The organism is Streptomyces aquilus, from assembly GCF_003955715.1.
GTDB lineage: Bacteria > Actinomycetota > Actinomycetes > Streptomycetales > Streptomycetaceae > Streptomyces > Streptomyces aquilus.
In genome coordinates this window covers 8,593,807-8,615,699 of the sequence record NZ_CP034463.1, presented here as the reverse complement: position 1 = coordinate 8,615,699, position 21,893 = coordinate 8,593,807, and the positions used below count along the sequence as shown (strand labels likewise).

The 21,893-nt window shown below is 71.5% G+C and carries 17 protein-coding genes and 1 pseudogene; 5 read left to right on the top strand and 13 right to left on the bottom strand.

Translation table 11 applies throughout. The features are described from left to right. Positions 1-138 precede the first annotated feature (138 nt). Positions 139-1,161 (bottom strand): oxidoreductase, encoded by a 1,023-nt coding sequence (locus EJC51_RS39375; protein ID WP_126275447.1) that lies wholly within the window; start codon positions 1,159-1,161, stop codon positions 139-141. A gap of 66 nt (positions 1,162-1,227) precedes the next feature. Between EJC51_RS39375 and EJC51_RS39370 the strand changes: the two genes are divergently transcribed. Next, positions 1,228-2,181 carry an FAD-dependent oxidoreductase gene (locus tag EJC51_RS39370; RefSeq protein WP_126275446.1) on the top strand — a complete coding sequence of 318 codons (954 nt, stop codon included), beginning with the start codon at positions 1,228-1,230 and terminating at the stop codon, positions 2,179-2,181. A 9-nt stretch (positions 2,182-2,190) separates the two neighbouring features. Here the strand turns inward: EJC51_RS39370 and EJC51_RS39365 are convergent, their stop codons facing one another. Both EJC51_RS39365 and EJC51_RS39360 read right to left on the bottom strand, forming a co-directional pair. Continuing rightward, on the bottom strand, positions 2,191-3,894 hold the full coding sequence (locus tag EJC51_RS39365; protein ID WP_126275445.1) for a BCCT family transporter: 1,704 nt from the start codon (positions 3,892-3,894) through the stop codon (positions 2,191-2,193). Between the two features lie 83 nt (positions 3,895-3,977). Continuing rightward, positions 3,978-5,924 (bottom strand): Xaa-Pro dipeptidyl-peptidase, encoded by a 1,947-nt coding sequence (locus EJC51_RS39360; protein ID WP_126275444.1) that lies wholly within the window; start codon positions 5,922-5,924, stop codon positions 3,978-3,980. Between the two features lie 184 nt (positions 5,925-6,108). On the opposite strand from EJC51_RS39360, the gene EJC51_RS39355 reads away from it, so the two are divergent. Together EJC51_RS39355 and EJC51_RS39350 are read left to right on the top strand one after the other, a co-directional pair. Next, entirely contained in the window at positions 6,109-7,602 is a 1,494-nt protein-coding gene (locus EJC51_RS39355) for a M1 family metallopeptidase (RefSeq protein WP_165951101.1), read from the top strand. A gap of 288 nt (positions 7,603-7,890) precedes the next feature. Continuing rightward, positions 7,891-8,778, top strand: a complete 888-nt coding sequence (locus tag EJC51_RS39350) for an arginase family protein (protein WP_126275442.1) — start codon at positions 7,891-7,893, stop codon at positions 8,776-8,778. Between the two features lie 115 nt (positions 8,779-8,893). On the opposite strand, the gene EJC51_RS39345 is transcribed toward EJC51_RS39350, so the two are convergent. The 3 genes from EJC51_RS39345 to EJC51_RS39335 are packed head-to-tail and all read right to left on the bottom strand — an operon-like array spanning position 8,894 to position 11,381. Beyond that, positions 8,894-9,382 (bottom strand): F0F1 ATP synthase subunit B family protein, encoded by a 489-nt coding sequence (locus tag EJC51_RS39345; RefSeq protein WP_126275441.1) that lies wholly within the window; start codon positions 9,380-9,382, stop codon positions 8,894-8,896. A gap of 20 nt (positions 9,383-9,402) precedes the next feature. After that, positions 9,403-9,882, bottom strand: a complete 480-nt coding sequence (locus EJC51_RS39340; RefSeq protein WP_126275440.1) for a macro domain-containing protein — start codon at positions 9,880-9,882, stop codon at positions 9,403-9,405. Between the two features lie 41 nt (positions 9,883-9,923). Next, on the bottom strand, positions 9,924-11,381 hold the full coding sequence (locus EJC51_RS39335; protein WP_126275439.1) for an amino acid permease: 1,458 nt from the start codon (positions 11,379-11,381) through the stop codon (positions 9,924-9,926). Between the two features lie 295 nt (positions 11,382-11,676). Here EJC51_RS39335 and EJC51_RS39330 point away from each other — a divergent pair, with 295 nt between their 5' ends. Further along, a complete protein-coding gene (locus EJC51_RS39330; protein WP_126275438.1) occupies positions 11,677-12,393 on the top strand; it encodes a MerR family transcriptional regulator in 717 nt (238 codons plus the stop codon). A gap of 104 nt (positions 12,394-12,497) precedes the next feature. On the opposite strand, the gene EJC51_RS39325 is transcribed toward EJC51_RS39330, so the two are convergent. The 4 genes from EJC51_RS39325 to EJC51_RS39310 form a co-directional block, all read right to left on the bottom strand. Further along, the gene (locus tag EJC51_RS39325) at positions 12,498-14,678 is read right to left on the bottom strand and encodes a 3-hydroxyacyl-CoA dehydrogenase NAD-binding domain-containing protein (RefSeq protein ID WP_126275437.1); all 2,181 of its coding nucleotides are present in this window, start codon (positions 14,676-14,678) and stop codon (positions 12,498-12,500) included. A gap of 44 nt (positions 14,679-14,722) precedes the next feature. Beyond that, positions 14,723-15,937, bottom strand: a complete 1,215-nt coding sequence (locus EJC51_RS39320) for an acetyl-CoA C-acetyltransferase (RefSeq protein ID WP_126275436.1) — start codon at positions 15,935-15,937, stop codon at positions 14,723-14,725. 35 nt (positions 15,938-15,972) lie between these two features. Further along, entirely contained in the window at positions 15,973-17,115 is a 1,143-nt protein-coding gene (locus tag EJC51_RS39315; RefSeq protein WP_126275435.1) for an acyl-CoA dehydrogenase family protein, read from the bottom strand. 124 nt (positions 17,116-17,239) lie between these two features. Next, positions 17,240-18,379 carry a CaiB/BaiF CoA transferase family protein gene (locus EJC51_RS39310; protein WP_126275434.1) on the bottom strand — a complete coding sequence of 380 codons (1,140 nt, stop codon included), beginning with the start codon at positions 18,377-18,379 and terminating at the stop codon, positions 17,240-17,242. Positions 18,380-18,578: 199 nt separating this feature from the next. On the opposite strand from EJC51_RS39310, the gene EJC51_RS39305 reads away from it, so the two are divergent. Continuing rightward, positions 18,579-19,757 carry a saccharopine dehydrogenase family protein gene (locus EJC51_RS39305; RefSeq protein ID WP_126275433.1) on the top strand — a complete coding sequence of 393 codons (1,179 nt, stop codon included), beginning with the start codon at positions 18,579-18,581 and terminating at the stop codon, positions 19,755-19,757. A 72-nt stretch (positions 19,758-19,829) separates the two neighbouring features. On the opposite strand, the gene EJC51_RS39300 is transcribed toward EJC51_RS39305, so the two are convergent. From EJC51_RS39300 to EJC51_RS39290, 3 genes and pseudogenes are all read right to left on the bottom strand, one after another. Then, the gene (locus tag EJC51_RS39300; protein WP_126275432.1) at positions 19,830-20,486 is read right to left on the bottom strand and encodes a maleylpyruvate isomerase N-terminal domain-containing protein; all 657 of its coding nucleotides are present in this window, start codon (positions 20,484-20,486) and stop codon (positions 19,830-19,832) included. 60 nt (positions 20,487-20,546) lie between these two features. Further along, positions 20,547-20,708 carry a morphogenic membrane protein MmpA gene (gene mmpA, locus EJC51_RS39295; protein ID WP_171139720.1) on the bottom strand — a complete coding sequence of 54 codons (162 nt, stop codon included), beginning with the start codon at positions 20,706-20,708 and terminating at the stop codon, positions 20,547-20,549. Positions 20,709-21,198: 490 nt separating this feature from the next. Beyond that, a pseudogene (locus tag EJC51_RS39290) lies at positions 21,199-21,882 on the bottom strand (endonuclease V); the annotation flags it as partial. Between the last annotated feature and the right edge of the window lie 11 nt (positions 21,883-21,893).

Sequence of the window (21,893 nt, the reverse complement as noted above, 5' to 3'; positions counted from 1 at the left end):
CCAGGCGGCCGGTCGGTCCGCCCCGGCTGGTCAGCGGCTCCCCCAGACGGCCGGTCGGTCCGCCCCGGCTGGGCAGTCGCTCCCCCAGACGGCCGGCCGGTGCGCCCCGGCTGGTCAGCGGCTCTCCCGAGCCGCCCGTCAGTGCGCCATCGCCTCCACCAGCACGCTCCCCGCCGTCCGCGCCACCACGAACGCCTCCCCCTTCACCGCCCTGGCGTCCAGGGCGATCCGGTGCCGGCCCGCCTCCAGGACGCCGTCGAAGACCTCCTGGGCGTGGGTGCGGAAGAGCCGGTCGAGCCGGTACGCGGTGAGGCGTACCCGGCAGGGCGAGGTGACCTCGACGCCCGCCTCGCCGTCGGCGGCGACCAGGCGGGTCAGCCGGCGCTGTTCCTCGGGGCTGCGGTCGAGGGCGTGTTCGATCTGGGCGACGAGGAGGGGGACGATCGGGGCGAGTCCGTTCACGTACGTCACCTCCACGCCGGCGCGGTCGAAGGCGCGGCGCACGGCGGCACGTTCCTCCTCGCCGATCGCCCGGCCGAAGGCGACGGCTCCGTAGCCGCGCAGTTCGTCGGCGGGGACGCCGTCGGCGTCGTGGGCGATGTCGGCGCCGATGCCGATGGTGCGCAGGGCGGCGGCGAGCTTGGCCAGCAGGGCGACGCGGGCGCCGATCAGCAGGACGCGGCGGCGTGGGCTCGCGGTGGCGGAGGTGAGCAGGGAGTCGAGGGCGGCGCGGTAGTCGGTGCCGCGGAACCGGAAGGGTCCGATGCCGTGGTAGCCGTTGAGCTCCAGGTCGGCCCGTTCGTCGGTCTGCCAGGCGAAGTCCCGCCAGATGTAGTCGGTGCCCTCCTTCTCGATGACGGCGGTGACGGCGCCGCAGGCGAGGTCCTCGCACTCGGGGCAGCCGTAGATGACATAGCGCCCGCCCGGAAGCGGGGCCTCCGTCTCCAGCAGGAGGCTGCGGACCTGGGCGGTGAAGATCGAGGGTGGTACGTCCGAGGCGAGTGGGGAGACGGCGTCGAGGTCGGAGAGCTGGAAGAGCAACGGTCGTCCGTCGACGATGAAGTCCACGAAGTCGCGGTGGACTTGGTAGTCACCGTTGACGAGGACGCCACCGGCACGCATCGCCGGTGCCAGGCCGAAGGTCGCGTACTCGGCAGACATGCTGCGAGTATTCCCGCAGCAAGCGCCCTCTGAGCACGGCATGACACATTCCGCTACGTTTCGGCCGTGGAGAGTGAGCTGAGCGGTGAAGTCGTGGTGGTCGGCGGGGGCGTGATCGGGCTGACGACGGCCGTGGTGCTGGCCGAGCGCGGGCGCCGGGTGCGGGTGTGGACGCGGGATCCCGTCGAGCGGACCACCTCGGCGGTTGCCGGGGCGCTGTGGTGGCCGTACCGGATCAGGCCGGTCGCGGCGGCGCGGGCGTGGGCGCTGCGCTCGCTGGACGTGTACGAGCAGCTGGCGGCGGACCCGGACCGTACCGGCGTACGCATGGTCGAAGGGGTACTGGGCGAGGAGGAGCTGGACGACGGGTTCGACTGGCTGACCACCCGGCTGCCCGGACTGCGGGCGGTCACCTCCGAGGAGTACGCCGGGACCGGGCTGTGGGCGCGATTGCCGCTGGTCGACATGGCGGCCCATCTGCCGTGGCTGCGGCGGCGGTTCACGGCCGCGGGAGGGGTGGTCGAGACGCGTACGGTGTCCGATCTGAAGGAGGTCGAGGCGCCCGTGGTGGTCAACTGCACGGGGCTCGGGGCGCGTGAGCTGGCGGCGGACGCGTCCGTGGTGCCGGTGCGGGGGCAGTTGGTCGTGGTGGAGAACCCGGGCATCCGGACGTGGGTGGTGTCGACGGGGGCCGACGGGGAGATGGCGTACTTCTTCCCGCAGCCCGGGCGGCTGCTGCTGGGCGGCACGGCGGTCGAGGACGCGTGGTCGACGGAGCCGGATCCGGCCGTGGCCGAGGCGATCGTACGGCGGTGTGCGGCGCTGCGGCCGGAGATCGCGGGGGCGCGGGTGCTGGGGCATCGGGTGGGGCTGCGGCCGGCGCGGGACGCGGTCCGGCTGGAGCGTGAACTCCTGTCGGACGGGCGGGTGTTGGTGCACAACTACGGGCACGGCGGGGCGGGTGTGACGGTGGCGTGGGGGTGTGCGGAGGAGGCCGCGGGGCTGGCGGCCTCCGCCTGAACCTCCTGATCAGCCGTGGTCGTGACCCAGTGGGTCGCCCTCCGTCTCCGTGCCCGCTCCCGGGCCGACCTTGATCTCGAAGTCGCCGTCGTACTTCCTGTGGCCCTCGATCACGGCGAGTTCGACGGCCTCGGAGCCCATCTCGCCGCGCACGATGACCGGGTCGCGGCGCAGGTCGCGCATGAGGGCGACGCACATGCCGATCATCACGAGGACGAAGGGCGCGGCGGCGAGGATCGTGAGGTTCTGCAGGCCGGTGAGGGCGTCGCCCTGGCCGCTGCCGACGAGCAGCATGATGGCGGCGACGGCGCCGGTGACGATGCCCCAGAACACCACGACGAACCGGCCGGGTTCGAGGGCGCCCTTCTGGGAGAGGGTGCCCATCACGATGGAGGCGGCGTCGGCGCCCGAGACGAAGAAGATGCCGACCAGGATCATGACGAGCAGGCTGGTGGCGGTGGCGATGGGGAACTCCTGGAGCACACCGAAGAGCTGGCCCTCGGGGGTGTCCTCGCCGGCGAGCGCGCCGCCCTCCTTCAGCTTCATCGCCGTACCGCCGAAGACGGCGAACCAGATGAGGCTGACCGTGCTGGGGACGAGGATGACGCCGCCGACGAACTGGCGGATGGTGCGGCCGCGGCTGATGCGGGCGATGAACATGCCGACGAACGGCGTCCAGGAGATCCACCAGGCCCAGTAGAAGACGGTCCAGCTGCCGAGCCAGTCGGCGACGCCCTTGCCGCCGCTCGCCTCGGTGCGGCCGGCGAGCTGGGGAAGGTCGCCGAGGTAGGAGAAGATCGAGGTGGGCAGCAGGTCGAGGACAATGATCGTGGGCCCGGCGACGAACACGAACACGGCGAGGATCAGGGCGAGCACCATGTTGGTGTTGGACAGCCACTGGATGCCCTTCTCGACGCCCGAGACGGCCGAGGCGACGAAGGCCAGGGTGAGCACGGCGATGATCGCGACGAGCAGTCCGGTGCTGACGTCGTCCATCCAGTCCAGCTCCTGGAACCCGGAGCCGATCTGGAGCGCGCCGAGCCCGAGGGAGGCCGCGGAGCCGAAGATGGTGGCGATGATCGCGAGGATGTCGATGACCCGGCCGACGCCGCCCTCGGCGTGCCGCTCCCCGATGAGCGGGGTGAACACCGCGCTGATGGTCTGGCGGCGGCGCTTGCGGTAGGTGCTGTAGGCGATGCCGAGGCCGACCACCGCGTAGATCGCCCAGGGATGCAGCGTCCAGTGGAAGAGGGTGGTCGCCATCGCCGTCTCCATGCGGTCACCGGAGTCGGCGGGGTTCGTGCCCGGCGGCGGGCTCGTGTAGTGGGCGAGGGGTTCACTCACGCCGTAGAACATCAGTCCGATGCCCATGCCCGCGCTGAACATCATGGCGACCCACGACACCGTGCGGAACTCGGGCTCCTCGCCCTCGGCGCCGAGGTGGATGCGGCCGTAGCGGCTGACCGCGAGCCACAGCGCGAAGACGACGAAGCAGGAGGCGGCCAGCATGAAGGCCCAACCGCCGTTGTGGATCAGGCCGTTGAGCATCTTCGTGGAGACGCTCTCCAGCGAGTCCGTCGCCGTGGAACCCCAGATCACGAAGGCCACGGTGATGACGGCGGTGACACCGAACACCACGCGGTCGGTGGTGTGGTCGCGGGGAAGGCCTGCCACGCCTTCCCCGCCACCCCTTTTCTTCACGTCTTCCGTCATGTGCGGCACCTTCTCCCGAAACCCATGGATACGGCCTACCACAGGTACCGCGCATGACTCGGTCTTCAACAGCCGATGTCGGATTACTCCGGGACGCGCTGGATGGATCGCGGCGCCTGGACGCCGTCGAGTTCCGTGCCTTCCGGTACGACGGTGGCGGCGCCGTCGGTGGCGTGCGCGAAGGCCGGGGCGCCGCCGACCAGCGGGACCCTCGCCTTCGTGCGGGACAGGTCCAGCGTGAGGGTGGGTGTGGTGGACGGCGGGTCGATCAGGTCCTTGTCCGTGCCCGCGACGATCAGGGCGAGCCGGTGGCCGGCCGGGACGACGTGGTCGGTGGCGGCCAGGTCGAGGGTGATCGTGTACGCCTTGCCCGGGGTGAGCGGGACGCCCTTGCCGGGGTTCGCGTAGGTGCCGAGGTCGGCCCAGCCGCGGCTGACGACCTCGTAGTCGACGTCGGCGGTCTTGGCCTGGGTCACCTTGAAGCAGGCGCTGTCACCCGCGGTGCTGACGCCCCAGCAGGTGCGGTCGGTGAGCGTGCTGATGCCCTCGCCGCTCGCCGCGTAGTCCCGGATGGTGTTCGGGCCGAGGTCCACGAGGACGGCGGAGAGGTGGGCCGTCGAGGTGGTGGGCGTGGCGGTGACGGTGACGTTGGAGGAGCCGGAGATGCGCAGGTCCTTGGTGAGCGCGCCGGTGGTGAAGCCCGCCTTGTCGGGGGTGGCGCTGTCGATCTGCGCGGCCCAGTCGGTCTCGCTCAGCGCCGGGTTGTCGGTGAAGGTCGCGGTGCCGGAGCCCTTGGCGAGGCCGAGGGTGCCGACGCCGGGCTGGGTGCCCTGAGCGGGGCGCAGCGTGGCGGTGGCGGTGGCGCGCGGGGGCCACACCTTCGACGTCACCCACTGGTCGGGGTGGCGTTCGATGTCGGCCATCGGCTCGCGGTCGATGCCGTTGTCGTAGCCGAGGAGTTCGTGGTCGAACCAGCGGTGCAGGGTGTCGACCCAGGTGGCGCGGCGGAAGTCGAAGGGGTCGACGTGGCCGGTCTGGGAGAGCCAGATCTTGCGCTCGACGCCGTTCTTGGCGAGCGCGTCCCACCACTGGCCGAGGTGCTTCATGCGGACGTTGAGGTCCTGCTGGCCGTGGATGGCGAAGACGCTGGCCTTCACCTTGCGCGCGTCCTTGACGTAGTCGCGCTCGGTCCAGAAGCCGGTCCAGTCGCCGGTGCGCGGGGCGCCGTCGACGATCTTCTGCTGGACGGCGGCGCACTTGGCGCGGGCGTCGGGGCTGTCGACGTAGTCGGAGAGCCAGTCGGGGCCGGAGTCGTAGAGCGGGGCGCCCTGCTGGAAGTAGTAGTCGTACCAGGAGGAGATGGCGCTGATCGGGACGATCGTCTTCAGGCCCTTGACGCCGGTCGCGGCGACGCCGTTGGCTATGGTGCCGTCCCAGCTCTTGCCGATCATGCCGGTCGCGCCGTTGGTCCAGGTGGCCTTGGCCGTTGTGGTGCCCGTACGGCTGGTGTACGCCTTGGCGCGGCCGTTGAGCCAGTCGACGACGGCCTTGGCGGAGAGGATGTCCGAGCGGCCGCCGACGTCCACACAGCCGTCGGAGCGGTTGGTGCCGGCGAGGTCGACGCCGACGAAGGCGTAGCCGCGCGGTACGAAGTAGTTGTCGTAGAACAGCGGCATCTGGACGACGTTGCCGTTGGTGTCGTACGTCTTCTTCTGGCTCTCGTTGCCGCGCCCGCAGCAGGAGTAGTACGGGCTGGCGTCCATGATGACCGGAACCTTGCGGCCCTGTTGGGCGGGTTCGCGGGGGCGGACGATGTCGACGGCCACGCGGTCCTTCTTGCCGTCGCCGTCCCCGTCGAGGCCGGTGTCCACCCAGACGGCCTCGCGTACGGCGTTGGCGTAGGAGTAGACGGGTTGGCTCTCCCGGGGCTTGGCCTGTGCGGCGGCGGGGGTGAGGAACGTGGCCAGCAGGGCGGCGGTGGCCGCGGTCGCGAGCGGTCTCCAGATCGTGAAGCGCGTGCGTATCGGCATGGCGCGGACGGTACATGGGTCAACTCCTGTGGAAAAGGGGGCCGTTCGACGCGCGCAGGGGCGTGGGGTCGCTCATGACGGCCGAATGGCGATCGTGTGACAGGAGGGGGCGTGGACACGCCCGGGTCCACAGGTGATGAATAGGCTTCGAACAGACTTCGTGCCCCTACGACTTGGAGCTTTCGTGCACCGCAGAATCATCGCGCCGGGCGCACTCGCTGCCGCGTCCGTCCTGCTGGCGATCCCGGCATCGGCCGCGAGCTACTCCCCTGGCGCCCCGGGCATCGGCGACCCCTACTACCCGGCCTACGGCAACGGCGGATACGACGTCTCCCACTACGACCTGCGGCTGAAGTACCAGCCCGCGACGGACGAGCTGGAGGGCACGGCCACCCTACTGGCCCGCACCACACAGGACTTGTCCCGCTTCGACCTGGACTTCCTGCTGGAGGTCTCCGAGGTGCGGGTCAACGGCGCGAAGGCGTCGTTCACCACGTCCGGCGAGCACGAGCTGGAGATCACGCCGAAGTCGCCGTTGCCGAAGGGGACTTCGGTGACGGTCGTGGTCCGCTACAGCGGGGTGCCGTCGTCGAAGCAGGCGTACGGCTTCACCAGCTGGCACCGCACCCCGGACGGCGGGGTGGGCGCCAACGAGCCCGAATCGGCCTGGTGGTGGTTCCCGAGCAACGACCACCCGCTCGACAAGGCCACCTACGACGTGTCCGTGCTCGTGCCGGACGGCAGCCAGGCCATCTCCAACGGCACGCTCCAGTCGACGAGTTCACGCCTCGGCTGGACCCGCTGGAACTGGCGTTCCGACAAGCCGCAGGCCACGTATCTCGCGACGCTGGCCGTCGGCAAGTTCGACATCACGACCGGGACGACCGAGAGCGGGATTCCGGTCATCAACGCCTACAGCAAGGATCTCGGCGCCAACGACGGTGCCGCGCGGGCCAGCATCGAGCGGACCGGGGAGGTCGCCGACTGGCTGAGCGAGTACTTCGGGCCGTACCCCTACAACGCGCTCGGCGGGTACGTCCCCGACACCACCACCGGATACGCGCTGGAGACGCAGACCCGGCCGTACTACAGCCCGCGGCAGTTCGCGAACGGCTCCAACGTGTCGGTGGTCGTGCACGAGCTGGCCCACCAGTGGTACGGCGACCTGGTGTCCGTGTCCGGCTGGAAGGACATCTGGATCAACGAGGGCTTCGCGCGCTACGCGCAGTGGCTGTGGTCCGAGCACGAGGACGAGGGCACCGCGCAGGAACTCGCGGACTACGTGTACGACTCGCACCCGGCCGACGACCCGTTCTGGACGGTGAAGCCCGGTGACCCGGGGCCGGAGAACCAGTTCGACATCGCCGTCTACGACCGGGGCGCGCTGGCGATCCAGGCGCTGCGGAACGAGATCGGCGACGACGCGTTCTTCGCGGTCCTGAAGGGCTGGCCGCAGAAGTACGCGTACGGCAACGCCTCGGTCGCCGACTTCCAGAAGTACGCGGAGGACGTGTCCGGGCAGTCGCTGTCGGCGCTCTTCGACACCTGGCTGTTCCAGCCGACGAAGCCGGCCGCACCGGCGGCGCGGGCCGCCTCGATCGCCAAGGCGTCGGCCGCTCCGCAGCAGCCGAAATCGTGGAAGAAGATCGCGGCGACGAACGAGGTGCACGCGCACTAGGCGCTGGGCAGGAAGTGCCGTCATGGGTCGTCGCTCGTCTGCGGCGCCGCTGTCGCTGGTCGCGCCCACGCGGCGGAGCCGCAGATCGGCACAGCCCCGCGTCCCTTAAGGGCGCTGCCGAACCGCACTGAACATCGCTCGGCCCGCTGAGAGGGGGTACTCGGTAGGCGGCGTAGGGCGCCTCGCCGGGTGTCGGCGCTGCCGCGCTCCGCGCCCTGGCGCGGTCTACGGTGGGCCCACGTCGCCGGACGCGTGGGCCGACCGGCGCCGCCTGACGAGGGAGTCGGAGTGCGGGACGTCGCGATCATCGAGGCACCGTCCGTGCTGGGGCTGCGGCCGACCGGCGTCGAGGAGCTGCCCCGGGCACTGCTCGACGCCGGTCTGGCCGACGGCCTCGGCGCGGTGTCGGCGGGCAGGGTGGAACCCGGCCCCTACGACCCGGAGCGGGACCCGGAGAGCGGGGTGCTCAATCCGGCCCGGATCGCCGAGCACGCCGTACGGCTGGCGGACGCGGTGGGCCGGGTGCTGGACGACGGGCGGTTCCCTGTGGTGCTGGGCGGCGACTGCAGCATTCTGCTCGGCAATCTGCTCGCGCTGCGCCGCCGGGGGCGTCACGGCCTGCTGTTCCTCGACGGCCACACCGACTTCTACCAGCCCGAGGCGGACCCGGTCGGCGAGGTCGCCTCGATGGAGCTGGCCCTGGCCACGGGGCGCGGGCCCGCGATCCTCGCCGACCTGGAAGGGCTGGGGCCGCTGGTGCGGGACGGGGATGTCGTCGCGCTGGGCTTCCGGGACCAGGCGGAGATGGCGGTGTTCGGGGTGCAGCCGCTGCCGGAGGAGCTGCACGCGCTGGATCTCGACAGGGTGCGGGAGCTGGGGGCGGGTGAGGCGGCGCGGCATGCGGTGGAGTCGCTGACCGGTGAGGGCGGCGGCGCCGGGTACTGGGTGCATCTCGACGTCGATGTGCTGGACGACGCGGTCATGCCCGCCGTGGACCACCGGCTGGACGGCGGGCTGAGCTGGGAGGAGCTGGAGTCCGTCCTGCGCACGGCCCTGACCGGCACCGGCGCGGTCGGCCTCGACGTCACGATCTTCAACCCGCGTCTCGATCCGGACGGGAGCATCGCGAGCCGCCTCACGGAGTGCCTGCTACGGGCGCTCGCGGCGCGCGGCTGATCCGGCTACGGCGCCGCGTCCGACGCGGGCGCGTCGGTGTCGCGCACCGGGGCCGCTCGCCAGGCCGACCGCGCTCGGTGTCGCGCACCGGGCCCGCTCGCCAGGCCGACCGCGCTCACGAAGCGTCCGCCGCTCGTGTCGGTACCCCGGGGCCGATCGGCTCGCCCAGGATCCCGCTGGCCAGCTTCGCCGCCAACTCCGGCAGATACTCCTGGAGTTCGGCTTCCGCGGCCGCCAGGTCGGAGTCGATGCGGGCGGCCGCCCGGGCGAGGAGCTCGGCGCGTTCGCGTAGGCCCTCGGCGCGGGCCTCGGCGATGAGCGCGGCGCCCTCCGCCTCGGCCCGCTGGCGGGTACGGGCCGCGTCATGGCGGGCGTCGGCGCGTTCGGCCTCGATCTCGGCGCGCTTCTCCTCGGCCAGCCCGCGCAGCCGCTCGGCCTCCGCCGCGACCCCGTCCGTGGCCTGCTGGCGCGCCTCCAGGACCCGGTTCATCCGGCGCAGCAGCGGGACCAGACAGAGGAAGCAGACGGCGAACAGCACCACCCCGACCGCCAGGTCCTGGACCTGGGGGTTCAGCGGGCCGATCTCCACCGGAATGAGGTCCATGCCGCCTCCCTGGCGTCCCGTCAGTCGCCGTGGTCGTAGACCGTGACGGCGATCCCCCGTCGTACGAGCCGCTCGGCGATCAGCGGTTCGACGCGGGACCACTTGCCCCCGGCCAACCCGCACCCTATCCGGGGCATGTGGACCGAGGCCCCGAGTTCCACGGCCTTGTCGGCCAGCCGCGCCAGCGCCGCGTCGATCGCCTCGTACCGGACGGGGACGCCCTTGCTGCCCGTACGGATGCCGCGCTGGCCGACCAGGTTGGCCACCCAGACGTAGGGCTCGACCTGGACGAACTGGGCGGCACCCAGCCCGAAGTCGTTGGCGGACCGGCCGCGGTGCCAGGCGCGGTACGCCGCCTCCGGCTCCGGCCAGCGGCGTGACAGTGCCAGCACGAAGCCCTTTCCCCATCCCCCGATGTCGTTGCAGACATGGGCGATCACCTTGACGCCCTTCACCGACGGAACCGTGGCGTCACCCCGGACATACGTGATCCCCGACATGACGCCACCGTAGAGGCCGCCACTGACAACGGCCCCTGGATCTACTTCGTGAACTCGGTCAGCTCCCGGTCCGTCGACCGCTCCACCCGGCGCCGGACCGCGTACCAGCCGGCGACCAGCATCGCCGCGATCACCGGGATCAGCAGCAGGGTCTTGCGGCCGACCTCGGGGTCGTTCGCCATCATGCCGAGGCAGGCCAGCAGGAAGGCGATCGTGGCGATCTCCGTGACCGGGCTGAACGGGAGCCGGAAGGAGGGGCGGGTGACCAGGCCGGCCCGCGCGCGGCGGACGAAGACCAGATGGCAGACCATGATGATCACCCAGGTGCTGATGATGCCGAGGGAGGCGACGTTCAGCACGATCTCGAAGGCCTGGCTCGGCATGAGGTAGTTGAGGCCGACGCCGAGCACGCACACCGCGCAGGTGAGCAGGATGCCGCCGTAGGGGACCTGGCTGCGGTTCATGCGGGCGGTGAACTTCGGGGCCGAGCCCGCCACCGCCATGGAGCGCAGGATGCGGCCGGTGGAGTAGAGGCCCGAGTTCAACGACGACATCGCGGCCGTCAGGACGACCAGGTTCATCACGTCTCCCGCGCCTCCGACGCCGATCTTCGACAGCACCGTGACGAAGGGGCTCTCGTCGGCCGAGTAGACCGAGCCGGGGAGCAGGAGGGCGAGCAGGACGACCGAGCCGACGTAGAACAGGCCCACCCGCCACATGATCGAGTTCACCGCGCGCGGGACGACCTTCTCCGGCTCGGCGGTCTCGCCCGCGGCGACGCCGACCAGTTCCAGGGCGGCGTACGCGAAGATCACGCCCTGCATGACGAGGACGACCGGCATGAGGCCGTGCGGGAAGACGCCGCCGTTGTCGGTGATCACGTGCACGCCGGGGGTCGTACCGCCCACCTCGTGCTGGGTGGCCAGCAGGAAGATGCCGACGAGCATGAAGCCGACCAGGGTGGCGACCTTGATGATCGCGAACCAGAACTCCATCTCGCCGAAGATCTTCACCGAGATCAGGTTCACGGCGAGGACGACCGCGAGGGCGATCAGGGCCAGCGTCCACTGCGGGATGTCGGTGAACAGGCTCCAGTAGTGCGTGTAGAGCGCGATCGCGGTGATGTCGGCGATGCCGGTCGTCGACCAGTTCAGGAAGTACATCCAGCCGGCGACGTACGCGCCCTTCTCGCCGAGGAACTCGCGCGCGTACGACACGAAGGAACCGGAGGAGGGGCGGTAGAGGACGAGTTCGCCGAGGGCCCGGACGACGAAGAAGGCGAAGATCCCGCAGACCAGGTAGGCGATCGCGAGCGCCGGGCCGGCGTTGTGGAGGCGTCCTCCGGCGCCGAGGAAGAGGCCGGTGCCGATCGCGCCGCCGATGGCGATCATGTTGACGTGGCGCGCCTTGAGGTCCTTGCTGTAGCCGGCGTCACCCGCGTCCGCGGGCGTCCGGGCCGCCTCGGTGGCTGTTGCCGTGTCCACGGCGTCCTTGCTCACAGGTGGTACCACTCTCTGGTGCTGGGGGCGCCCGAGCGGGTCGCGCTCGGTGTCCTGACGTACGTATGGCCTGTGCGCTCGGGTGGAGGCACAGACCAAGGGGCCACCTTCCCCTGAACCACGCGGGTCACGCGGTGGCGGACCTCACACAGCGGGACATGTCACATGATCGGGGAGGGTGTGTGGGAGTGATCGAGAACGGTGCTCGCGAGTGATCGGGAAGGGTGCTCGCGAGTGATCGAGAAGGGGGCTCGCGAGGTTTCACAGCACTGGTGAGACAGCGATACTGCTGCACATGACGACCGACACCGGGAAGCCGACCCTCACCGTCGATGAGCTGGCGGCGCGTGCGGGCGTCACGGTCCGCACCGTGCGCTTCTACAGCACCAGGGGGCTGCTGCCGCCGCCGGTGATCGGCCCGCGCCGCGTGGGCCACTACGGCAGGGAGCACCTGGCCCGCCTGGAGCTCATCGAGGAACTCCAGCACCAGGGGATGACGCTGGCCGCGATCGAGCGGTATCTGCGGCAGCTGCCGCCCGATCTGAGCCCGCACGACCTCGCGATCCACCGTGCGGTCGTCGCCTCCTGGGCTCCCGACACCGTGGAGACGGCCGACCGGCGGGAGCTGGAGGAGCGCACCGGCCGGCCGCTCACCGAGGAGGACGTCGAGCGGCTCGCGGCGATGGGCGTCGTACAGCCGGACGGCGACGGCTACCGCTTCGACGCCGGGCTGCTGCGGCTCGGCGTGCGGCTGCTCGACGTGCCGCTGTCCCAGGAGTCGATCCTCGCCGCGCGGAACGTGCTCGTGGAGCACGCGCGCGTGGCGGCGCACGAACTGGCGGAGCTGTTCCGCGGGGAGGTGTCGGAGCGGGACACCGAGGACGTGCGGTCGCTGTCGGCCCATATGCACCCGATCGTGGTGCAGGCGCTGCTGACGACGTTCCAGCGGTCGCTCAAGGAGGAGCTGAGCGGGTGGGGTGCCCCGTCGCAGGCGGGCGGGTCCTCCTCCTGACACGTTGAGGCCGCTGGGCTCGGTGGGGACGGGCACCGGGTCGCAGGTCTGCGTCGGGCACCGTCCCCCCGAGGGGCGAGCGGGTCGTGTCACTCAGCGGTACGTCACCGCGCGTCCGTGAACGTCTCCCCCTTCTCCGCCTTCTCCACCAGCAGCGCCGGCGGCGTGAACCGGTCCCCGTAGCGCTCGGCCAGCTCGCGCGCCCGGGCCACGAAGCCGGGGAGACCGCCCTCGTAGCCGTTGATGTACTGGAGCACGCCGCCGGTCCAGCCCGGGAAGCCGATGCCGAAGATCGAGCCGATGTTGGCGTCGGCGACCGAGGTCAGGACGCCCTCCTCCAGGAGCTTCACGGTGTCGAGGGCCTCGGAGAAGAGCATGCGTTCCTGCATGTCCGCGAAGGGGATCTCGTGGCCGGCCTTGGTGAAGTGCTCGCGCAGGCCCGGCCACAGGCCAACGCGCTTGCCGCTGTCGTCGTAGTCGTAGAAGCCCGCGCCGCCGCTGCGCCCCGTACGCCCGAACTCGTCGACCATGCGGTCGATGACGGCCTCCGCGGGGTGGGTCGGCCAGGTGCCGCCCGCCTCCTCGACGGCCCGCTTGGACTCGTTGCGGATCTTGCGCGGCAGCGTCAGCGTCAGTTCGTCCATCAGGGAGAGGACCTTGGCGGGGTAGCCCGCCTGGGCCGCCGCCTGTTCGACCGAGGCGGGCTCGATGCCCTCGCCGACCATCGCGACGCCCTCGTTGATGAAGTGGCCGATCACGCGCGAGGTGAAGAAGCCGCGTGAGTCGTTGACGACGATCGGCGTCTTCTTGATCTGCCGGACCAGGTCGAAGGCGCGGGCCAGCGCCTCCTCCCCCGTCCGCTCACCCTTGATGATCTCGACGAGCGGCATCTTGTCGACCGGCGAGAAGAAGTGCAGCCCGATGAAGTCGGCCTGGCGCTCCACGCCCTCGGCCAGGGCGGTGATCGGGAGGGTGGAGGTGTTGGAGCACAGCAGGGCGTCCGGGGCGACGATCTGCTGGATCTCCTGGAAGACCTTGTGCTTGAGCTCGGGGTTCTCGAAGACGGCCTCGATCACCGCGTCGCAGCCGGCGACGTCCTGCGGGTCGGCCGTGGGCGTGATGCGGGCCAGCAGGGCATCCGCCTGCTCCTGGGTCGTACGGCCCCTGCCGACCGCCTTCGCGCAGAGCTTCTCGGAGTAGGCCTTGCCCTTGGCGGCCGCCTCCGCCGACACGTCCTTCAGGACGACGTCGATGCCCGCGCGGGCGCACGAGTACGCGATGCCCGCGCCCATCATCCCGGCGCCGAGGACGGCGACCTTGGTCACCTGGCGCGGCTCGATGCCCTTGGGGCGGTTGGCGCCGGAGTTGACGGCCTGGAGGTCGAAGAAGAACGCCTGGATCATGTTCTTCGAGGTCTGGCCGGCGGCCAGTTCGACGAAGTAGCGGGCCTCGATGACCTGCGCGGTCTCGAAGTCGACCTGGGCTCCTTCCACCGCCGCGGCGAGGATGTTGCGCGGGGCCGGGTAGGGGGCGCCGCCTGTCTGCTTGCGCAGGCTGGCCGGGAAGGCGGGCAGGTTGGCCGCGAACTTGGGGTTGGCCGGAGTGCCGCCGGGGATGCGGTAGCCGGGCTTGTCCCAGGGCTGCTGCGAGGCGGGGTTGGCCTCGATGAAGGCGCGCGCCTTGGCGAGCATCTCCTCCTGGGTGGCGGCCACTTCGTGGACCAGGCCGTTGTCCAGGGCGCGCCGCGGGCTGTATTGGGTGCCCTGGAGCAGCACCTTCAGCAGGGCGTCGGTGATGCCGAGGAGGCGGACCGTGCGAGCCACACCGCCGCCGCCGGGCAGGAGGCCCAGGGTGACCTCGGGGCAGCCGATCTTGGAGCCGGGCGCGTCCAGGGCGACGCGGTGGTGGCAGGCGAGGGCGATCTCGAAGCCGCCGCCGAGGGCCGCGCCGTTCATCGCCGCGACGACCGGCTTGCCGAGGGTCTCGATGCGGCGCAGGTTCCGCTTGATGGCGAGGCCGCCGTCGAACAGCTCCTGTGCGGTCTCCGGGGTGACCCGGATGAGGTCGCGCAGGTCGCCGCCCGCGAAGAAGGTCTTCTTGGCGGAGGTGATGATGATGCCGCGGATGGAGTCCTTCTCGGCCTCCAGGCGGTCGGTGACGTGCGCGAGGGAGTCGCGGAACGCCTGGTTCATGGTGTTCGCGGACTGGTCGGGGTCGTCGAGGACGAGCGTGACGACGCCGTCGCGGTCCTGCTCCCAGCGGATGGTCGTGGACTGAGTGCTCATGTGGAGGTGCTCCGTGTGATCCGTCGTGTCCGTCGGGAGGGGGGTCAGATGCGCTCGACGATGGTGGCGATGCCCATGCCGCCGCCCACGCAGAGGGTGGCGAGGCCGTACCGCTTGTCCTGGCGCTCGAGTTCGTCGATGAGCGAGCCGAGGATCATGGCACCGGTCGCGCCGAGCGGGTGGCCGAGGGCGATGGCGCCGCCGTTGACGTTGACCTTGTCCAGGGACAGGCCCATGTCCTTGACGAAGCGCAGGACGACGGCCGCGAAGGCCTCGTTGATCTCGACGAGGTCGATGTCGTCGATGGTCAGCCCGGCCTTGGCGAGGGCCTTGCGGGTCGCCGGGGCGGGGCCGGTGAGCATGATGGTCGGTTCGGAGCCGGAGACGGCCGCGGAGATGATCCGCGCGCGCGGGGTGAGGCCGTAGCGCTCGCCGACCTCCTTGGAGCCGATGGCGACCAGGGAGGCGCCGTCGACGATGCCGGAGGAGTTGCCCGCGTGGTGGACGTGGTCGATCTTCTCGACCCAGTGGTACTTCTGGAGGGCCACCGCGTCGAAGCCGCCGAGTTCGCCGATGTCCGCGAAGGACGGCTTGAGCTTCGCGAGGGAGTCGGCGGTGGTGCCGGGGCGCGGGTGCTCGTCGTGGTCGAGGACGGTCAGGCCTGCGCGGTCCTTGACCGGGACGACGGACCGCTCGAAGCGGCCCTCCTTCCAGGCCGTCGCCGCGCGCTCCTGGGACAGCGCCGCGTACTCGTCGACGTCCCGGCGGGAGAAGCCCTCGATGGTGGCGATGAGGTCGGCGCCGATGCCCTGCGGCACGAAGTTCACGGCGAGGTTGGTCATCGGGTCGTTGAACCACGCGCCGCCGTCGGAGGCCATCGGCACCCGGGACATGGACTCGACGCCGCCCGCGAGGACCAGGTCCTCCCAGCCGGAGCGGACCTTGGCGGCGGCCAGGTTGACGGCCTCCAGGCCCGAGGCACAGAAGCGGTTCTCCTGGACGCCCGCGACCGTGTCCGGCAGTCCGGCCGCGATCGCGGCGATGCGGGCGATGTCGGAGCCCTGGTCGCCGACCGGGCCGACCACGCCGAGGACGATGTCGTCGATCGCGGCCGGGTCGAGGCCCGGGAAGCGGGCGCGGATCTCGTGGATGAGTCCGACGACCAGGTCGATGGGCTTGGTGCCGTGCAGGGCGCCGTTCGCCTTGCCGCGTCCGCGCGGGGTGCGGATCGCGTCGTACACGTACGCTTCGGTGCTCACAGGGAGGCCTTTCGAGGGTGGGTCGAGGGTGAGGGTCAGCCCAGCAGGGAACGTCCGATGATCTCCTTCATGATCTCGGTCGTGCCGCCGTAGATGGTCTGGATGCGGCCGTCGGTGAAGGCCCGGGCGACCGGATATTCGCTCATGTAGCCGTAGCCGCCGTGCAGTTGCAGGCAGCGGTCGGCGACCCGCTTCTGGAGTTCGGTCGCCCACCACTTGGCCATGGAGGCGTGGACCGCGTCGAGCTCGCCGTTCGAGTGATCCTCGATGCAGCGGTCGAGGAACGTGCGGGTGACGGCGCACTCGGTGGCCATCTCGGCCACTTCGAACCGGATGTGCTGTTTGGTGGCGAGCGGCCGGCCGAATGCCTCGCGTTCCTTCACGTACTCCGTGGTGATCTCCAGGAGGTGCTCGGCGGCGGCGATCGCGGAGACGGCGATGCTCAGGCGCTCCTGGGCGAGGTTGGTCATCAGGTGGAGGAACGCGCCGTTGAGCTCGCCGAGGAGGTTCTCCTTGGGCACGCGCACGTCGTGGAAGAACAGCTCGGCCGTGTCCTGTGCCTTCTGGCCGATCTTGTCGAGGTTGCGGCCGCGCTCGAAGCCGTGCATACCGCGCTCGACGACCAGCAGCGACAGGCCGTGGGCGCCGCCCTCCGGGGTGGTCCTCGCGACGACGATCACCAGGTCGGCGAGGATGCCGTTGGAGATGAAGGTCTTGGAGCCGTTGAGCACCCAGTGGTCGCCGCGGTCCTCCGCGTGCGTGCGGATGCCCTGGAGGTCGGAGCCCGCGCCGGGTTCGGTCATGGCGATGGCGGTGATCAGCGAGCCGTCGCAGAAGCCGGGCAGCCAGCGGCGGCGCTGCTCCTCGGTGGCCAGCCCGGTCAGGTACGGGCCGATGATGTCGTTGTGCAGGCCCAGGGCGAGTCCGGGGGCGCCCGCGCGCGTGAACTCCTCGGCGAGCACGGCGGCGTACCGGAAGTCGGGGGTGCCGCCACCGCCGTACTCCTCGGGCACGGCGAGTCCGAGCAGGCCCTGCTTGCCTGCCGCGCGCCAGGCCTCGCGGGAGACGATGCCGTCCTTCTCCCACTGCGCGTAGTGCGGCAGCACCTCGCGGTCGAGGAAGGCGCGCACGGTGTCGCGGAACGCGTCGTGCTCGGGGGCGAAGATCTGCCGTTTCATTCCGCGTCGGGGCCTTTCATGGGTTCCTGGCCGTTCATGGGCTTCTGCACCTTCATCGGATGCCGGGGCCCGAGCGGTTCGCGGCCCTTCACCGGCTGCCGGGACCCGATCGGTTCGCGGCCCTTCACCGGCTCTGGTCCTTGATCAGGTCCGGTACGTCCCAGTCGCGGGCCACGTCCGCGGTGTCGGCGCCGGGCCTCGCCGGGCCGGTCCGTACCGCCGTCGGGGTCGCGGAGAAGCGGGGTGCGGGGGCGGGCTGGGTGATGCCGCCGTGGTCGGTGAAGGTGCCGCGGGCGGCGAGGTGCGGGTGGTGCGGGGCCTCGGCCAGCGACAGGACGGGCGCCACGCAGGCGTCGGTGCCGTCGAAGGCGGCCGTCCACTCGTCCCGGGTGCGGGACTTGAAGCGGGCGGCGACGGCCGCGCGCAGCTCGCCCCAGCGGGTCCAGTCCTTGCGGGCGTCGGCGTGCTCGGGGATGCCGAGGACGCGGACGAACTCGTCGTAGAACTGCGGCTCCAGGGCGCCGACGGCCATGTACCGGCCGTCGGCGGTCTCGTAGGTGCCGTAGTACGGGCAGCCGCCGTCGAGGAGGTTGGCGCCGCGCCGGTCCTGCCAGCCGCCGGCCGCGACCATGCCGTGGATCATCGCGGCGAGGTGGGAGGTGCCGTCCACGATGGCGGCGTCGACGACCTGGCCGGCGCCGGTCACGCGCGCGTGGTGGAGGGCGGCGAGGACGCCGACGACGAGGTACAGGGAGCCGCCCGCGTAGTCGCCGAGGAGGTTGGCGGGGACGGCCGGGGGTGCGTCGGGGTCGCCGATCATGCCGAGGGTGCCGGTGAGGGCGATGTAGGCGATGTCGTGCCCGGCGCGCTGGGCGAGGGGTCCGTCCTGGCCCCAGCCGGTCATCCGGCCGTAGACGAGCTTGGGGTTGCGGGCGTGGCAGGCCTCCGGACCGACACCGAGGCGTTCGGCGACGCCGGGGCGGTAGCCCTCGACGAGGATGTCGGCGTGCGCGGCGAGGTCGAGGACGCGGGCGGCGCCGTCCGGGGCCTTGAGGTCGACGATCACCGAGCGCTTGTTGCGGTTGGTGACGTCGTACGCCGGGTCGATGGCGAGGCCGGGTCCGCCGGGCCGGTCGACGCGCACCACGTCGGCGCCGAGGTCGGCGAGGAGCATGGCGGCGAACGGGCCGGGCCCGATGCCGGCGAGTTCGAGTACGCGCACGCCGGTCAGCGGGCCCTGCCCTGGCGTCGTTGCCGTGGTCATCCAGCCCCCATGCGGTCCAGCCCTGCCGGGCGTGACACAACTGATGTAACACCATTGATGCTAAGAAGCCGCTCCACGGGACACAAGACCCGAACGAGCAAGCGCTTAGCCAATTTACCGATGGGTCACCGTCCGCGCCTTCCTGCTGTCACGCTAGCCTCGGCCACCGACAACGGCGTGCCGGCGGACGAGAGGTGTCATGAGCAGGCTGAACAGAACGGACCGTCCGTACGACATCGTGCTCTTCGGAGCGACCGGTTTCGTGGGGACGCTCACCGCGGAGTACCTCGCCGCGCACGCACCCGAAGGGCTGCGCTGGGCCGTCGCCGGGCGCAGCGAGGAGAAGCTCCGGGCGCTGCGGGAGCGGCTGCCGGGCGGCTCGGAGATCGGGGTGCTGCGGGCCGACGTGGCCGATCCGGCCTCGCTGCGGGCGCTCGCCGAGCACGCGCGCGTGGTGGCCACGACGGTGGGCCCCTACGTGACGTACGGCGAGGAGCTGGTCGCCGCCTGCGCGGAGGCGGGGGCGGACTATCTCGACCTCACCGGTGAGCCGGAGTTCGTGGACCTGATGTACGTCCGCCATGACGCACGCGCGCGGGAGACCGGGGCGCGGCTGGTGCACGCGTGCGGTTTCGACTCGGTGCCGCACGACCTCGGCGCGTACTTCACGGTGCGGCAGCTGCCGGAGGGGGTGCCGCTGCGGGTGGACGGGTTCGTGCAGGCGGACGCGATGTTCTCGGGCGGTACGTTCGCCTCGGCGCTGAACCAGTTCGCGCGCGGCCGGCAGATGCTGGCCGCCGCGCGGGACCGGGGACGCCACGAGCCGCGCCTGGTGGGGCGCCGGGCCACGACGCCGAACGGCGCTCCGCGGTTCGCCGGGGAGGTCGGCGCCTGGGCGCTGCCGTTGCCGACGATCGACGCGCAGATCGTGGGCCGGTCGGCCAGGGCGCTGGAGCGTTACGGTCCCGACTTCCGCTACCGCCACTACGCGGCCGTGCGCCGGCTGCCGGTGGCGGTGGGCGGGGTCGCCGCGGTCGGCGCGCTGTTCGCGGCGGCCCAGGTGCCGCCCGCGCGGCGCTGGTTGTCGGGCCGGGTCAGGCCCGGGGACGGGCCGAGCGCGGAGAAGCGGGCGAAGAGCTGGTTCTCGGTGCGTTTCGTGGGCGAGGGCGGCGGCCGTCAGGTGTTCACGGAGGTCTCGGGTGGCGATCCGGGGTACGACGAGACGGCGAAGATGTTCGCCGAGGCGGCGCTGTGCCTCGCCTTCGACGAGCTTCCGGCGACGGCCGGCCAGGTCACGACGGCTGTCGCGATGGGGGACGCGCTGATCGAGCGGCTGCGGGCGGCGGGGATCGTGTTCCGGGTGGCGAAGAGCAGGTAGCACGCGAAGAGCGGGTGGCCGTGGCCCGGCCCGGAACCGGCTTCCGGGTGGCGAGGAGCGGGTAGCGGCGACTCAGCCGAGGATCAGCGGCAGCCTCTTGTCCAGCTCGCCCAACTCGGCCAGTTCCGCGTCCGTCGGCGCCCGGCGTCCGGTGCCGACGAGCAGGGCGTCCGTGTCGGTGAAGGAGGCGGGGAACGCGACGCCGGCGATCTGCTCCAGCAGCGCGCGGGACCTGGCCAGTCCCGCGCTCGGCGGTGCCGCCGCGTCGGGGAGGTGGGCGATCAGGTCGAGGTGGTGCAGCGTCCATTCCAGGACGTAGGCGCCGAGGTAGTCGCCGACGGTGAGGACCATGTCCTGGGTGCTCACCAGGGCGGCGGGGTCGGCGAGTTCAGCCGCGCGCCCGGCGGCGGAACCGACGTCGTCCAGGTGGAACCTGAGCAGGTGCGGCTCCTCGTAGGCGGCGGCGAGCCGGACGATCAGCGCGTCCAGCGGGTCGTCCCCGGTGGGCGCCTGGTCGGCGACGTGCCAGTAGGTGACGGCGTCGGCGGTGGGCTGCGTGTCGGCGGGGGTGACGAGGGTGATCAGGACGTCCTGCGCGTCGATGACCAGATGGCACACGAGGTCCCGCACCAGCCACCCGGCACAGCCGGACGGCTTCTCGAAGTCCTGGTCCGGCAGTTCCGCGACGGCCTTGCGCAGCGCCGCCCACGTCCACGAGAAGAGATCCACCCTCGGCAAGCTAGTGCGCCGCCCAAGCGCCCCACAAGCGCATGGCCGGTCCCGCACGCCCTACAGCGGCCAGGTGGCGACCGTGTAGATCATCCCGCAGATCCAGGCGAGCCCCGCGAGCACGGCCAGGACGAGCGCGGCCATCACCGCCCGCTCGACGGGCCGGTTGGGGTCGGCGAGGGGCTTCGGGGAGCGGTGGCGGGGCATACGGTGCGTCGTCATGCGGCACAGCCTGCCGATCATGACGACACGCCACATCCGTACAGATACTCAGTTCGCGTACTCAGAAGCCGAGTACGGCCGCCACGCGCGCGTGCGTCTCGGGATCGTCGGCGGCGATCAGACGGGCGAGGGGGCCGATCTGCCAGCCCGCGTGATGGTCGAAGTACGGGGGCGGCCCGGCCGCGTTGTGGGCGACCTTGGCGACGAGTTCGGCGAGACGGAACAGTGACCGCTGCTCCGTCGTGAGCCCGTCGAGCGGAGTGCCGGAGCGGATCAGTTCGAACACCTCGCGACCGCGGTGCCACTGCTCGCGGTCGCCCGCCAGCGCCACCGCCGCGTCGATCTCCGGCGTTCGGGCCGACCCGCGCGCCACGGCTTCCAGCACGCGGCCCGCCCAGCTCACCGGGTCGGCCTGGCGCTCGTACACAGCACGGCCCCAGCTTCGCTCCGGATCGGCCGCCGCCCGATCGGCCTGCGGGTTCCTGACCCGCGTCGCCTCCTTCAGTGCGCTCCGGCACAGTGCGTCCGCGCGGCGGGTGGTTTCCGGGAGGCGGTACTCGGGGGTCAGGGCCAGGGTGTGGGCGCAGGCGTTGTCGAGGGTGACGCGGTGGCCCACGGAGACGAAGACCGGCTTGACGGAGTCTCGGGTGCGGACGGCGCGGCCGACCTCCTCGGTGTCCGCCAGGAGCGGGCTGGTGCTGCCGCGCGGGGTGGCCGGGTCGTCGTACGTGAAGGTGAAGGGGTTCTTCGCGACGCCGATCGTGGGGAGGTCCGTGAGGACGCCCAGGTGGCTGGCGAGGCCGAAGCGGCGTGGGTGGGCGAGGCCGTAGCCGTCGCAGACGATCAGGCCCGGCGGGCAGGGCAGGGCCTGCAAGGCCGCCAGGACCGTGGGGATCTCGCGGAAGGCGAGCAGGCCGGGGACGTACGGGAAGGAGACGCGCCCGACCGCCGTGGCCTCCGCGACGACCTCCAGGGTCGCCGCGTCCAGGACGACCGCCGCGGCCGCGACGACGTCCCGCTCGTCGTCGTAGGCCACGTCGACGCCGGTCACCCGGCCGGTTCCGGGCGGTGGCCCCGGTTCGTCCAGCACCACCTTCGTCCGCAACTCGTCCTGCACGGCGCGGGCTTCGTCCTCGGTCGCGGGCGAGCCCGCGGGAATGCGTACGGTCGTCATGATGTCGACGA

Excerpts from the sequence above, each read along its gene's own strand:
- EJC51_RS39330 (WP_126275438.1), top strand. The coding sequence starts at position 11,677 with ATGACGACCGACACCGGGAAGCCGACCCTCACCGTCGATGAGCTGGCG.
- EJC51_RS39325 (WP_126275437.1), bottom strand. The coding sequence starts at position 14,678 with ATGAGCACTCAGTCCACGACCATCCGCTGGGAGCAGGACCGCGACGGC.
- mmpA (WP_171139720.1), bottom strand. The coding sequence starts at position 20,708 with ATGACGACGCACCGTATGCCCCGCCACCGCTCCCCGAAGCCCCTCGCC.
- EJC51_RS39340 (WP_126275440.1), bottom strand. The coding sequence starts at position 9,882 with ATGTCGGGGATCACGTATGTCCGGGGTGACGCCACGGTTCCGTCGGTG.
- EJC51_RS39315 (WP_126275435.1), bottom strand. The coding sequence starts at position 17,115 with ATGAAACGGCAGATCTTCGCCCCCGAGCACGACGCGTTCCGCGACACC.
- EJC51_RS39360 (WP_126275444.1), bottom strand. The coding sequence starts at position 5,924 with ATGCCGATACGCACGCGCTTCACGATCTGGAGACCGCTCGCGACCGCG.
- EJC51_RS39375 (WP_126275447.1), bottom strand. The coding sequence starts at position 1,161 with ATGTCTGCCGAGTACGCGACCTTCGGCCTGGCACCGGCGATGCGTGCC.
- EJC51_RS39310 (WP_126275434.1), bottom strand. The coding sequence starts at position 18,379 with ATGACCACGGCAACGACGCCAGGGCAGGGCCCGCTGACCGGCGTGCGC.
- EJC51_RS39345 (WP_126275441.1), bottom strand. The coding sequence starts at position 9,382 with ATGGACCTCATTCCGGTGGAGATCGGCCCGCTGAACCCCCAGGTCCAG.
- EJC51_RS39365 (WP_126275445.1), bottom strand. The coding sequence starts at position 3,894 with ATGACGGAAGACGTGAAGAAAAGGGGTGGCGGGGAAGGCGTGGCAGGC.
- EJC51_RS39305 (WP_126275433.1), top strand. The coding sequence starts at position 18,579 with ATGAGCAGGCTGAACAGAACGGACCGTCCGTACGACATCGTGCTCTTC.